Source organism: Knoellia pratensis, from assembly GCF_042666395.1.
In the GTDB taxonomy this organism is placed as follows: Bacteria; Actinomycetota; Actinomycetes; order Actinomycetales; family Dermatophilaceae; genus Knoellia; species Knoellia pratensis.
Genome location: NZ_JBHTDJ010000001.1, coordinates 407,223 through 420,100 on the forward strand (window position 1 = coordinate 407,223; position 12,878 = coordinate 420,100).

Sequence of the window (12,878 nt, forward strand, 5' to 3'; positions counted from 1 at the left end):
GGCGCGCACTGCCTGAGGAACACCCAACTGAATCGCATCACGGTCGGCTGCCCCACGGCATACCGGCATCTGTTTGTCCGTGTCAATTCTTGACCCAAAGGTCAACAACTAGGAGAAGATCATGAAAGCCAATGACGTCGTCGCTGACGAGGCGATTCCAAGCGCAGTCCCCGAAAGGACCGCTGAGAGCGGTTGGTCCCGACGCATGTGGGCGATGCTCATCGTGCTGTGCGGCGCCATGTTCCTCGATGCCCTCGACAACGCGATGGTCGGCATCGCGGTGCCTCCGATTCAGGCCGAGTTCGGCATGTCCACCTCGGCAGTCCAATGGGTCGTGAGTGCCTACGTGTTGGGCTTCGGTGGCTTCCTCCTCGTCGGCGGGCGCCTCGCTGACATTGTCGGACGCCGACGACTGCTCCTCCTGGGAGTCGGCGCCTTTGCGGTTGCCTCGGCCGTGGGTGGACTTGCCCAGGACGGCACGTGGGTCATCGCTGCTCGCTTCATCATGGGTGTCGCCGCCGCCTTCACTGCTCCGGCCGGACTCGCCATCATCGTGACCACGTTCCCAGAGGGCCCGCAGCGCAACAGGGCAGTGGGGATCTACACCGCGTGCGGCGCAACGGGCTTCTCGCTCGGCCTTGTCGCTGGTGGAATCCTGACCCAGATCGGTTGGCGCTGGACCTTCTTCCTTCCGGTCCTCGCAGCGCTCGCGATCCTTGTCGGCGCCATTGCACTGGTGCCCCGTGATGCGGCCGTGGCCGAGCCCAAGCCCCGGATCGACTGGGTCGGCGCCTTCAGCATCACGGCAGCCATGCTGCTTCTCGTCTTCGGCCTGGTTGAAGCGCCAACACGGGGCTGGACCTCCACGCCGATCCTCGCCTCTTTCGTGGGGGCGCTCATCCTCGTCGTGGCGTTCGTCATCACAGAGAAGTCAGTGGCATTCCCGCTGGTCCGTCTGGAGTTCTTGCGGAATGGCGGTCTCGTCGGGGCTTCGCTCTTTGCCGCAGCCATCCTGGGGACGTACATGAGCTTCCAGTTCATCGGAGCCCTGTACCTGCAGGAGCTGCGTGGATGGGAGCCGATCGAAATGGCCCTCGGATTCCTCCCAGCCGGCCTCCTCATCGCCTTCTTTGCACCACGAGCCGGCGGCTACCTCGGCAAGCTGGGCATCAAGAAGATGATCGTCATCGGCTTCGTGGCCTACACGCTCGCCTACCTGCTCTTCCTGCGGATCGGGCTCGAGTCGAGCTACGCGCCGTACATCCTGCCCTCGATGCTGCTCATCGGAGTCGCGTTCCCGTTCTCGTTCACTGGCTCCTATGTTCAGGCCACCAGCGGTGTCGCTGACGAGGAACAGGGTCTGGCCGCCGGAATCCTCCAGACCGGATATCAGGTCGGCGCTGCCTTGGTCCTCGCTCTCACCACGGCGACGATGACCGCGAACACCGGTCCGGGCCGCGAGGGGAAGCTTGATGGCTACCACGCTGGCATCTGGGTGGTCTCCGCCGTCTCGGTCGTCGCGCTCATCGGCGCAGTTGTCTCCTGGCTCAGCACTCGCAAGGTGACCCAGGACGCATGACGGTTCACGAGGTGTTGGAGGGTGGGCCGCGGCGCACCCTCCGACACTCGCACCTGGGAGACGTTCTCGTGACCGCTGCCACTCAGTTCGGCAAGCGAGGAGTCAGCGTCATCGATGGGACAGAGGTCATCGACCGAGTGACGTACGGCGATCTCGAGGCGCTGGCATCATCGACGCGAGCCGAACTCCTGTCGCGAGGTCTGCGCGCGGGTGAGGTCGTGCTTCTTCGCGACCTCACCGGTGTGGCACAGCTTCAGGCCTTCTGGGGCACGGTGCTCGCCGAAGGGGTGCCTGTCATTCTTCCCCCGGGCCAGGCAGACCTTGCCGGGCATTGGTCCCTGTCCAGCGACGGGGCGCACCTCGTTGTGGAGGACGAACGAGGGCCCCATGCAACCCTCACACCCTCGACAGGGGCGGCCTTGATGGCCTTCACCGCCGGAGGAGGAGGAGCACCACGACCAATCTCACTGAGCCATCAACAGGTCTTGCACCGAACCGCGGCGACGATCGCCGCCAACGGTTGGACCTCTGACGAACGCACCTTCAACGCCTTCCCACTCCATCACGTGAGCGGCCTTCTTCTGTTTCACGTCAGAGACACCTGGCTCGGCGTGGACCAGGGCATGGCGCCACGTGGACGAGTCGTCGCACAGCCGCAGGATCTTCTCGACGGCATTGACACCATGCGCGCGACGCTCAGTTGGAGCACGCCCGGCGTGCTTGATCGCCTGACGCATGAGTTGGAGACAGGTGATCGTCCGCTCGCACTCGGATCCCTGCACACTGTATTGGTGGGGGGTGATCGGCTCCTGGGCCGCCAACGCCACCGCATCGCTCGATTGCTCGGTGTCCGCGAGGCAGCGATCGTGCCGGGCTTCGGCTTCACGGAGGCGGGTTCGGGAATCACTCATGGCGGGGGCCAGCTCACTGCTACCGGCCTGACTTCCGTGGGTGAGCCAGAGCCCGGCACAGCCGTCAGAGTGGCACGTCCGAACGGTTGCGACATGGGTCGCCTCGAAGTCAGTGGCCCGTCATTGTCGGATGACGGGACATGGCACGACACTGGGGATGTCGCAACGATCCTCGACCGACAGCTTGTCGTTCATGGTCGATTCGAGGATGTGGTGGAGATCGAGGGTTCGCCCCTCCATCTGGCAGATATCGAAGCTGTAGCCAGGTGTTTGGATTGGAAGAGGCCGGACGCCATCACCGCCACGCGTGAGGACGGGGGGATTGCGCTCCACGTTCACTCGGCAGATGTCACGGCTCCCGCCATGGGTCGAGTGCGAGGGTTGCTCCGAGACCGCGTCGGCGCAGAGGTCGTCGCCATCAGATCGCTTGTCGGTGAGGGGCCACCGATGTCACACCACGGAAGACTTCTGCGCTCAGCGCTGAGAGCTGATCCTCCAGCAGCGGTCCCACTCTGACGGACGGCGATGATCCTTCATGGGGTCATCGCCGTCTGAGCTAGGTTGAGCGCCATGCCGTCGTCGACTCCGTCCGTCCCCGCGCCGCTCATCGACACGGGGATGCGCACCGAGCCGGACCGGGCCTGGGTGCGCGAGGCGATCCGCAAGCTGCGTGCCGACGCGACGCGCACCTCCGACACCCACCTCATCAAGGTGCACCTGCCCGGGTGCGGACGCGTCGACCTCTATCTCAAGGACGAGTCGACCCACCCGACCGGTTCGCTCAAGCACCGACTGGGGCGCTCGCTGTTCCTCTATGGCTTGTGCAACGGGCTCATCGGACCGAGCACCACCGTCGTCGAGGCGTCGTCGGGGTCGACGGCCGTGAGCGAGGCGCACTTCGCGCGGATGCTCGGGGTGCCGTTCGTCGCGGTGATGGCGTCGTCGACCTCACCCGCCAAGATCAAGCTCATCGAACGCGAGGGTGGCACGTGCCACCTCGTCGACGACCCGACAACCGTCTACGACGAGGCGCGGCGGCTGGCCGATGCTGCGGGCGGGATCTACCTCGACCAGTTCAGCAACGCGGAGCGGGCGACGGACTGGCGAGGCAACAACAACATCGCCGAGTCGATCTTCGAGCAGATGGCCATGGAGGAACACCCGGTCCCCACGTGGATCGTCGTCGGCGCGGGCACGGGCGGGACGTCAGCAACGATCGGGCGGTTCGTGCGCTACCAGGCGCTCGACACCCAGGTGTGTGTGGTCGACCCGGAGCGGTCGGCGTTCCTGCCGGCGTGGCAGGGCGACGGCGAGGCCCGGTTGGAGCCGTCCCGCATCGAGGGCATCGGGCGGGCGCGCCTGGAGCCGTCGTTCCTCCCGCTCGTCGTCGACCGGATGCTCGGCGTTCCGGATGCGGCGTCGATCGCGGCGACGCGATTCCTGCGCGAGCGGACCGGCATACACGCTGGTCCCTCGACCGGAACGAACATCTACGGCGCGCTCAAACTGGCGGCGGAGATGCAGTCGGCCGGCCAGGGCGGGTCAATCGTGTCGCTGGTGTGCGACCGGGGCGACCGCTACGACGACAGCTACAACAACGATGCCTGGGTCGCGCAGAAGGGTCACGACCTCGCGGCGTATGCCGCGGTGCTCGCCGCCGCGTGGGACCACGGCACCTGGATCGGCTGAGTTCCCAGGATCCGCCTGCAGTGTCGGTCAGGCGCTGGCGAGGACGACGGTGACGGCCTTGTTGAGCACGACGAGTCCCTCGCGGGTCACGGTGGTCGCGCCACCGGTGGTCGTGGCCCGGTTGTCACAGGCGGGGGTCCACTTGAGGCCGGACTTCGACGCGATGAGGGCCGACGTCTCGGGCATGCTGCCCGCCTTGACCTTGCATGCCTTGGCGGCGGCCGCGAAGACCTCGACGGGCAGGCTGCCGTCGGCGCCGACCTTGGCCACGGGGATGGAGAGCTGACGGCACAGGCGATCGAGCTGCGCCTGCATGCCGTTGCCGAAGACATTGCGTCCTGCAGCGGGTGACAGAGCACGATCGTCGTCACCTCGGCACGATGCACACCACTCGGGGTTCAAACCGTGCCTGCAGTCTTCGCTCATGTTCGCAACCTAGCCGCTCTGGCAACCCCCTCGGACCACACCGACGCCGCCGGAGCACGGTTCAGGCACGCAGGCAAAGAAGTTGGACCCATAACGTCACCAGACCTCGGCCGCTACGATTTCCGGTGGGGGGTCACATTCTGTGGATTGACGACTCCGGCCTGATCCGTCACGTCTCCAGGAGTTGTCAGTGAACAGTCTCGTAGATCCAGCCACGCCCCGACCGCGACAGGTGCGCCGGGTCGCTGTCCTGCTGTTGACCGCGGTCCTCGGCTTCAGCCTCGCCCTGGCCTCTGCCGCGCCGGCGCAGGCAGCCTCCGGCTACACCATCACCGGGGTCGTCACCGGGCTGGACGCGACCGGGACGTCTGTTCCGCTGGCCGACGCCTACCTCTACGCGGAGCCGGTCGACTGGAACGACAACCGCAACATCTATGGCCACGCCGATGCGGCGGGACGCTTCACCATCGACGTCGGCGAGCCGGGTGACTACACGCTCTACGCGAACTGCTCGTCGGGCACTGCGTGCGCCGAGACGTACGGCGACCAGTACTACGACCGTGCCAACGGTCACGGAGACGCCACGCCCGTCGTCGTGAGCACGACGACACCGGTCACGGCCAACATGCGCCTGCCGAGGTGGGCCACCGTCAAGGGGAAGGTCACCAGCGACGCCGGTGCACCCATCGTCGGCATCACGGTCGAAACCGCCCCCACGTCCGGCGGGACCATGGTCAGTACGACCACCGACGCGACCGGCGCCTACACCCTCGCGAAGGTCGCGCCCGGGTCGGTCGCGATCAGTGCTCGCGAGGAGAGGGGTCAGCACAACTGGACGGCCGAGCACTGGAACGGCACGTCTGAGAGCACGCCAACCTGGCCCAACCCCGCACCCGTTCTGCCTGCAGGTCCGACCGTCACGACGGCGAACTTCCAGCTTGCCCAGACCTCGGGCTTCTACGGCGAGGCCGTGGACAGCGCCGGCGCCCCGATCCAGGGTGTGGGCTGGACGACGTACACCTACAACACCTCCACCGGTGACTGGGACACACCCCAGTACGGACCGCGCATGACTGACGAGAACGGGAAGTTCTTCTGGAACACCGCGGTGGGTGGCCGCTACAAGGTCTGCTTCGACGACACCTACTACGGCCCCGCCGCCCCGGTCCGCGATCTCCGCTACGGCTCGAGGTGCTGGGACAGCGCTGCTGACAGCGCCACGGCCACGGTCCTCACCCAGCCCGCGACTCCGTTGCAGCGGACCCTGCGCGTCGTGCTCCCCACTCTCGGCAAGTCACTCACGGCGAGCGACCCCTGGATTGATGGCGTCGCGAAGGTCGGATCCCCGCTGAAGGTCTACCCCGGCGCTTGGGGACCCACGGGTGTCCAGCTCGCGTACCAGTGGGGCTGGTACGACGAGGCGAATGGCTTTGCCTTCATGCCCGTCACCGGTGCCACCGCAACGACCTACACGCCCACCGCCGACCTCACGGGCAAGTACGTCGCGGTTCGGGTCACCGGGACTCTTGCTGGTTATGCCACGGCCCAGATGTTGGCCGGCGGACACGGCAAGGTGGGTGAGAGCGGCGTCGCCCTCACCTCACCGCTGACGATCACCGGGACACCGGCGGTGGGCCAGGTCCTCACGGCGACCCACGGCACTCCGGCCAACGGTGCGGAGATCGACTACGACTCCTACGAGTGGCGCGTTGACGGCGTTCAGGCGGGCTGGGACAAGACGCTGACGCTGACCTCGGACATGGTGGGCAAGACCGTGCACGTGCGCTACTCCCTGCGCACCACGGCCGGTTACGACGACACGACCTACGTCGCGACGGCCGGTCCGGTCACCGCTCCGCTGGGCACCCTGACGGCATCGACGCCGACGATCACCGGCACGGCCAAGGCGGGCTCCACTCTCACGGCCGTCCCCGGCACGTGGGGACCGGCACCCGTCACGCTGGCCTACCAGTGGAAGCGGGCAGGTGTGGCCATCGCTGGTGCCACTGCCAGCACGTTTGCGCTGACCGGCGTTGACACGGGCAAGGCGATCACGGTCACGGTGACCGGCACGAAGGCTGGCTACACGACGGCGGCCAAGACGTCGGCGGCCACCGTCGCTGTCGCTGCCGGGACACTCACGGCACCGGTTCCGACGATCTCGGGGTCCAGGACCGTCGGCGCGACGTTGACGGCGGTCCCCGGCACGTGGGGCCCGGCACCGGTCACGCTGGCCTACCAGTGGTACCGATCGGGAGTCGCCATCACGGGAGCCACGGCGAGCACCTACAAGCTCACCGCCACGGACCAGACCAAGACGATGACCGTCCGCGTCGTGGGCAGCAAGACCGGCTACACCTCGGTCGCCAAGACCTCCGCAGCAACGACTGCGGTGCTCGGGGCACTCACGGCACCGACTCCGACGATCTCCGGGTCCAAGATCGTGGGCTACACGCTCACCGCTGTCCCCGGCACGTGGGGTCCGGCACCGGTCACGCTGGCCTACCAGTGGTACCGATCGGGAGTCGCCATCACGGGAGCCACGGCGAGCACCTACAAGCTCACCGCCACGGACCAGACCAAGACGATGACCGTCCGCGTCGTGGGCAGCAAGACCGGCTACACCTCGGTCGCCAAGACCTCGGCAGCAACGACTGCGGTGCTCGGGGCACTCACGGCACCGACGCCCACGATCGCCGGGACCAAGACGGTGGGCTCCACCCTCACCGCCACGCCCGGCACGTGGGGTCCGGCACCGGTCACGCTGGCCTACCAGTGGTATCGCTCGGGTGTTGCGATCACCGGAGCCAACGCCAGCACCCTCGCGCTCACCACGACCGACCGGGGCAAGACCATGACGGTGCGGGTCACGGGCACGAAGACCGGCTACACCTCGGTCGCCAAGACCTCGGCTGCCACGACCGCGATCCTCTGATCGCACCGGGCTGATCAGGCCCCATGACAGAAGGGCCCGACCTTCCGGTCGGGCCCTTCTGGCGTCCCCCTGCGGTTCTCAGCGGGTCGGGGCGTGGCGTCGGATCGCCTCGGACAGTCGCTTGACGAGCGGAGAGCGCAGCCGCCAGGACTGCCAGTGCAGGGGGACGTCGACGTGCTCCCGCGCGCTGAGCCGGACCAGCGTCCCAGCCTCGAGATCGTCCGCGCACTGAACCGTCGGCAGGGCGCCCCATCCCAGCCCGGCCCGCACCGCGTCGGCGAACGCCTCCGACGACGGGACCCGGTGCGTCGGCGGGTCGACCTCGAGGCCGCGCCTGCGAAGAACACCACGCTGGAGGTCGTCGTGGTCGTTGAACTCGAGCACCGGCATACGCCCCCAGTCGACTCCGCGACCCAACGCGAACTGCTCGCGCAACTCGGGAGTCGCGACCGGCAGGTAGCGCATCCCTCCGATGGCCTCGACCGAACACCCCTGCACCGGAACGGGATTCGACGTGATCGCCCCGAGTACGGTTCCGGCGCGCAGGAGCTCGTGGCTGTGGCCCTCGTCCTCGACATGGAGCCGGAGGACGACGCCCTCCCAGCCAGCCACCTCACGCAGGATCGGGCGGAACCACGTCGCCAAGGAGTCCGCGTTGACGGCGATGGGCAACTCGGTCGCAGCTGTCGACTCGTCGAGGGCAGCGCGCGCCTCCTGCTCGAGGAGGTGCTGCTGGCGGGCAAGTCGCACGAGCACCTCTCCCGCGGCCGTCGGCTCGCACGGCTGCCCGCGCCGCACCACGACCTGACCCATCGAGTGCTCGAGCGCCTTGATCCGCTGGCTCACGGCCGACGGTGTGACGTGGAGTTCGCGCGCTGCTGCTTCGAACGTCCCCGTGTCGATGACGGCGAGCAACGCGCGGAGCTGGTCGGTGTGCACAAGCCTATCCTACGATGAAGCGCTGCTAAGGAACCCCGAGAAACCTTCGCTGGTCTTTACTCGGTGCGCGCCCTAACGTCGAGGGCAATGAACACCACAATCCTTGCCGCAGTCGTCGGAGGCCTCCTGTCCGGCTTCTCCCTCATCGTTGCCATCGGCGCCCAGAACGCATTCGTCCTGCGCCAGGGCGTGTCCCGTCAGCACATCGGAGTGGTCGTCGCGATCTGCGCGATCAGCGACCTCGCCCTCATCGTCGCCGGGGTCGTTGGTGTGGGTGCGCTCGTCCAGGGGCACCCAACGATCCTGCGCATCGTGACCGTCGGCGGGGCGGCATACCTTGTCTGGTTCGGTGTGCGATCGCTCCTCGCGGCGCGCCACCCGAAGACACTCGTCGCCGGCGCGCCGTCCGCCAAGACGTCCGCGGTGGCAACGGCGTTCGCGCTGACCTGGCTCAACCCGCACGTCTATCTCGACACGGTGCTCATGCTCGGCAACCTCAGCACGTCCTACGGGCCCACCGGCCGTTGGTGGTTCGGTCTGGGTGCCGGGGCGGCGAGCATTCTGTGGTTCACCACCCTGGGGTATGCCGCCCGCCTCGCCTCGCGCTGGCTCGCTCACCCGCGCACGTGGCAGGTGCTCGACACCGTGATCGGGCTCGTCATGTTCGCGCTCGCGGCGATGCTGCTGCGCACCAGCTTCTGAGGGTCGTGGAACACTCCTCGACGTGGCCATCGACCCGCGCAACCTGTCCAGTGACGCCCTCGACTTCCTGACCGAGCGGCACCTGGCAACGCTCACGACACTGCGGGCTGACGGCTCGCCGCACGTCGTGCCGGTGGGGTTCACCTGGGACGCTGATGCGCTCGTCGCTCGCGTCATCACCAGCGGCAGCTCCCAGAAGGCGCGCAACGCGGCGCGGTCGGGCCGGGTCGCGATCTGCCAGGTCGACGGGCGACGGTGGCTGTCGATCGAGGGCGTCGCGCGGGTGCTCGACGAGCCGGAGTCGGTGCTCGACGCGGTGACTCGCTATGCCGTCCGCTACCGGACGCCCCGGGTCAACCCAGCTCGGGTCATCATCGAGGTGCGTGTCGATCGCGTGCTCGGCAACGTCTGAGCCCTGGGGGCGCTGGAGATCGGAATGTCTTGCCGATCGAAGGAGAGCTCGTCACAGAGCAGCAGCGCCACGATGCTCGGCGATGTCCTGACCTGCGGCTGTCCGGGGCAGGTCAGCATCTCGACTCCGGTCAGATCGTCTGCGTCAGGACGGTGACGCGGTGAAGGCTGCCTCGTGGTCGCGAACCCATTCCGTGAACGGTCGGGCCGGGCGCTCGAGGATTTCCTCGACGGTGTCGGTCCTCGCCTCGGGGTCGGTGATCATCCGTTTCTGACCCTCGATGATGGAGCGCCCAAAGTCGTCGGACATCCCAGCGAAGAGCGTGGCCATCGCTTCGTCGTCGGACAGCTCCTCGAACACCACCGTCCGTCCGAGGACCGTACCGATGCGGGCTGCGTACTCGCGCTGGGTCAAGACCTCCGGACCAGTGAGGTGAAGGGACGACACAGGTCGCTGCGGCCCTCGGGTCATCGCCTCGACCGCCACAAGAGCGAGGTCATCCTCGTGGATCAGGGTTCGACGGGCGTCACCGGCAATGGCGCGCACCGGCTGTCCTGCGGCGATCGCCGGCGCCCACATCAGGGTGTTGGCCGCGAAACCGCTGGACCGCAGCAGCGTGCGGTTGACGCCCGTCAATGCCAGCTCCCGCTCCACGAGCGCGTGCGACCCCATGATGCCCCCAGCATCGGGGTCCACCCGCTCCACCCCGTGGGCGGACAGATAGACGATGTGCTCGGTCCTGCTCGCCAGTCTGGTCACGATGTCGCGCGCCGCATGGTCTGCGGTCAGGCTCGGGAAGATGAGCAGGGTCGCGTCGGTTCGTGGAAGGTCCTGCAGTCGAGCAGAGTCGGTGAGGTCGGCGACGAAGCGCTGAACCCCCGGCGGCAAGGGTGCCGACCGTGAGCGGGTGAGCCCGGTCACCTGGTGACCGGCCGCGACGAGGTGGCTCACAGCATTACTGCCCACGTTGCCCGTGGCGCCGGTGACGAGGAAGGTGCGCGAAGAAGGTTTCATGAATCGAGCGTCGAACCTCAACCACACATGAGGTCAAATCACCCCCCTCACCGTCGAAGACATCGTTCGCGCCGCGAGGACCTGACCGTAAGGTCGTCAGTGGGACTGCCTGCGGAGCGTCCCGCGCGCACGAGAGGGAAGAGGCCAGCCGTGACAGGCGAGACCGTGAAGGCACTGGACCGCAAGCTGGCCACGATCGTGGCGGGTGAGTACGCCCCTGACGACTTCATCATTGCCGACGCCAAGGATGCCGACATGGCGTTCGGGGCGGCCGCGGCCGGCCCGATCACGGGACAGGTCCCACCGCGACTGCGCTCGCGCCAGGAGTACCTGGCAGCGATGACCGCTCTGGTGCGGGAGGGAATGGTCGACATCATGCTCACCTCCGCCTCGAACGCCGAGCAGCTCGTCCGCGACGGGGTGTTGGACGGTTCACCAGTGACGCTGGCCGCCCGGGCCAACGATGCCACCGACATCTGGAACCAGCGAGGTGGTCACTACCCGCAGCAACCGTCACGGCCGTTCCGTTCGGCCGACCTGCAGGCGGTCCGTGAGCTCTGCGACCTCGTGCTGTACTCGGTCACCTTCAACAACGACCGCGATCTCGATCTCGCGACCCTTGATGCGTACGCCCGGTTCCGGGCCGATGCCCGCGCCGCGGGGCTCCGCCACATCCTCGAGGTCTTCAACCCGAACGCCCCGATCGGGCTGTCCGAGCGCGACGTGGGCGCCTTCGTCAACGACAGCATCGTGCGGACCTTGGCGGGCCTGACGAGGTCCGAGGGGCCCCTGTTCCTCAAGGTGGCTTTCAATGGGCCGACCGCGCTGGAGGAGCTCGTCAGCTACGACCCCGGTCTCGTGGTGGGCGTCCTTGGTGGGTCCGCGGGGACGACGCGAGACGCCTTCGAACTGCTGCACCAGGCGGAGCGCCATGGTGCCCGGGTCGCCCTGTTCGGGCGCAAGATCCAGCAGGCCGAATCGCAGGGCGACCTGGTGCGGCTGATGCGCCCGGTGCTCCGCGGGGACCTGAGCCCCGAACAGGCCGTGCGCGAGTACCATCAGGCGCTGCACGGGCTGGGCCTGCAGGCGCGGCGCAGCCTGGACGACGACCTTGTCATCACCGAACCAGTGCTCGAGCAGGACTGAGGTGCCTGTGACCAGATCCGGCGTGCTGTGCGTCGGCTCGGCCATCGTGGACGTGGCCAAGGTCATCGACCTCTACCCCGACGAGGAGCAGCTGACGCTGATCCGGGACGTCTCGGTGAGCACCGGGGGACCAGCGCTCAACCTGGCGGTGGACCTGGGTCGGATCGGCGCGCCGTTCCCGCTCGGAATGGTGGGTGTCGTGGGCGACGACGAGCACGGCCGGCTGGTGCGTGAGGCCTGCGCGGCGCTCGGCATCGACGCGAGCGCGCTGCGGGCGGTGCCGGGTGTGGCCACCTCGTTCACCGACGCGATGGTGGTCCGCGACGGCGGTACCCGCACGTTCTTCCACCATCTCGGGGCCAACGCCCTGCTCGCCGCCGAAGACGTCGACCTCACCAGCTCTGGGGCAAAGATCCTGCACGTGGGCGCACCCGGGTTGCACCCGCGGTTGGACGCGCCCGACGAAGGCGGCGGGAACCACTGGGCATCCCTGCTGCGGGCAGCCCGGTCGGTGGGCATGCGCACCACCATGGAGCTGGTCTCCCTGCCGGCCGAACAGATTCGTGCGGTGGCCCTGCCCTGCCTACCTCACCTGGACTACCTGGTGATCAACGAGATCGAGGCCGCCGCGCTGACGGGTGTGACGCTCCAACCGGTCGGCGTGGACGGGCAGGTCGACTGGTCCGCATTCGAGTCCATCGCGACCCGACTGGTGGAGCTCGGCGTCTCGCGGCTGGCCGTGGTGCACTTCCCGGCCGGCTGCGTGGGCGCCGCTCCGGGTGGACTCCTCTGGCGACAGGGATCGGTGAGCCTGCCTCGTTCGGCGGTGCGCAACGCCACCGGAGCCGGCGACGCCTTCGCCTCGGGAGTGGTCTACGGGCTGCACGAGGAGCTGCCGGTGGCGCAGTGTCTGCGGCTCGGGGTCTGCGTCGCAGCCGCGAGCCTGCAGGGCGCGGGGACGTCGGACGGCGTACTTCCGGTGGCGCAGTGCCTGACCCTGGGCGACCTGCATGGCTTCCGGCCGACATCCGAGCCCATCCCGCATGACGTGTGACGCCCGTGGTCGTGTCCTTGACCTCATGGAGCCCGCACGTGATCGGCCACTATGGCGACTGCAGTTCTTGG

12 protein-coding genes are annotated in these 12,878 nt (G+C 67.8%); 8 read left to right on the forward strand and 4 right to left on the reverse strand.

Going from position 1 to position 12,878, the window contains the following annotated elements:
• Window positions 1-121: 121 nt before the first annotated feature.
• Window positions 122-1,579: an MFS transporter gene (locus ACFQRE_RS01910; RefSeq protein WP_380118261.1), complete on the forward strand. Its 1,458-nt coding sequence runs from the start codon at window positions 122-124 to the stop codon at window positions 1,577-1,579.
• A gap of 167 nt (window positions 1,580-1,746) precedes the next feature.
• Here ACFQRE_RS01910 and ACFQRE_RS01915 read toward each other — a convergent pair whose 3' ends face one another.
• A complete protein-coding gene (locus tag ACFQRE_RS01915) occupies window positions 1,747-1,968 on the reverse strand; it encodes a hypothetical protein (protein ID WP_380118263.1) in 222 nt (73 codons plus the stop codon).
• Window positions 1,969-2,001: 33 nt separating this feature from the next.
• On the opposite strand from ACFQRE_RS01915, the gene ACFQRE_RS01920 reads away from it, so the two are divergent.
• Window positions 2,002-3,006: an AMP-binding protein gene (locus ACFQRE_RS01920; RefSeq protein ID WP_380118265.1), complete on the forward strand. Its 1,005-nt coding sequence runs from the start codon at window positions 2,002-2,004 to the stop codon at window positions 3,004-3,006.
• A gap of 54 nt (window positions 3,007-3,060) precedes the next feature.
• On the forward strand, window positions 3,061-4,179 hold the full coding sequence (locus tag ACFQRE_RS01925; protein WP_380118267.1) for a PLP-dependent cysteine synthase family protein: 1,119 nt from the start codon (window positions 3,061-3,063) through the stop codon (window positions 4,177-4,179).
• Between the two features lie 27 nt (window positions 4,180-4,206).
• On the opposite strand, the gene ACFQRE_RS01930 is transcribed toward ACFQRE_RS01925, so the two are convergent.
• A complete protein-coding gene (locus tag ACFQRE_RS01930; protein WP_380118270.1) occupies window positions 4,207-4,605 on the reverse strand; it encodes a hypothetical protein in 399 nt (132 codons plus the stop codon).
• Window positions 4,606-4,795: 190 nt separating this feature from the next.
• Between ACFQRE_RS01930 and ACFQRE_RS01935 the strand changes: the two genes are divergently transcribed.
• Complete coding sequence (locus ACFQRE_RS01935) at window positions 4,796-7,540, forward strand: carboxypeptidase regulatory-like domain-containing protein (protein WP_380118272.1); 2,745 nt, start codon at window positions 4,796-4,798, stop codon at window positions 7,538-7,540.
• A gap of 78 nt (window positions 7,541-7,618) precedes the next feature.
• Here the strand turns inward: ACFQRE_RS01935 and ACFQRE_RS01940 are convergent, their stop codons facing one another.
• A complete protein-coding gene (locus ACFQRE_RS01940) occupies window positions 7,619-8,479 on the reverse strand; it encodes a LysR family transcriptional regulator ArgP (protein ID WP_380118274.1) in 861 nt (286 codons plus the stop codon).
• A gap of 87 nt (window positions 8,480-8,566) precedes the next feature.
• On the opposite strand from ACFQRE_RS01940, the gene ACFQRE_RS01945 reads away from it, so the two are divergent.
• Both ACFQRE_RS01945 and ACFQRE_RS01950 read left to right on the forward strand, forming a co-directional pair.
• Entirely contained in the window at window positions 8,567-9,181 is a 615-nt protein-coding gene (locus ACFQRE_RS01945; protein ID WP_380118277.1) for a LysE/ArgO family amino acid transporter, read from the forward strand.
• Between the two features lie 22 nt (window positions 9,182-9,203).
• Window positions 9,204-9,593 (forward strand): PPOX class F420-dependent oxidoreductase, encoded by a 390-nt coding sequence (locus ACFQRE_RS01950; protein WP_380118279.1) that lies wholly within the window; start codon window positions 9,204-9,206, stop codon window positions 9,591-9,593.
• Window positions 9,594-9,737: 144 nt separating this feature from the next.
• Here ACFQRE_RS01950 and ACFQRE_RS01955 read toward each other — a convergent pair whose 3' ends face one another.
• On the reverse strand, window positions 9,738-10,607 hold the full coding sequence (locus ACFQRE_RS01955) for an SDR family oxidoreductase (protein WP_380118282.1): 870 nt from the start codon (window positions 10,605-10,607) through the stop codon (window positions 9,738-9,740).
• 150 nt (window positions 10,608-10,757) lie between these two features.
• Here ACFQRE_RS01955 and ACFQRE_RS01960 point away from each other — a divergent pair, with 150 nt between their 5' ends.
• Window positions 10,758-11,753, forward strand: coding sequence for a hypothetical protein (locus tag ACFQRE_RS01960; protein ID WP_380118284.1), 996 nt, complete (start codon window positions 10,758-10,760; stop codon window positions 11,751-11,753).
• Between the two features lies 1 nt (window position 11,754).
• Window positions 11,755-12,807: a carbohydrate kinase family protein gene (locus ACFQRE_RS01965; protein WP_380118287.1), complete on the forward strand. Its 1,053-nt coding sequence runs from the start codon at window positions 11,755-11,757 to the stop codon at window positions 12,805-12,807.
• Window positions 12,808-12,878: the final 71 nt, after the last annotated feature.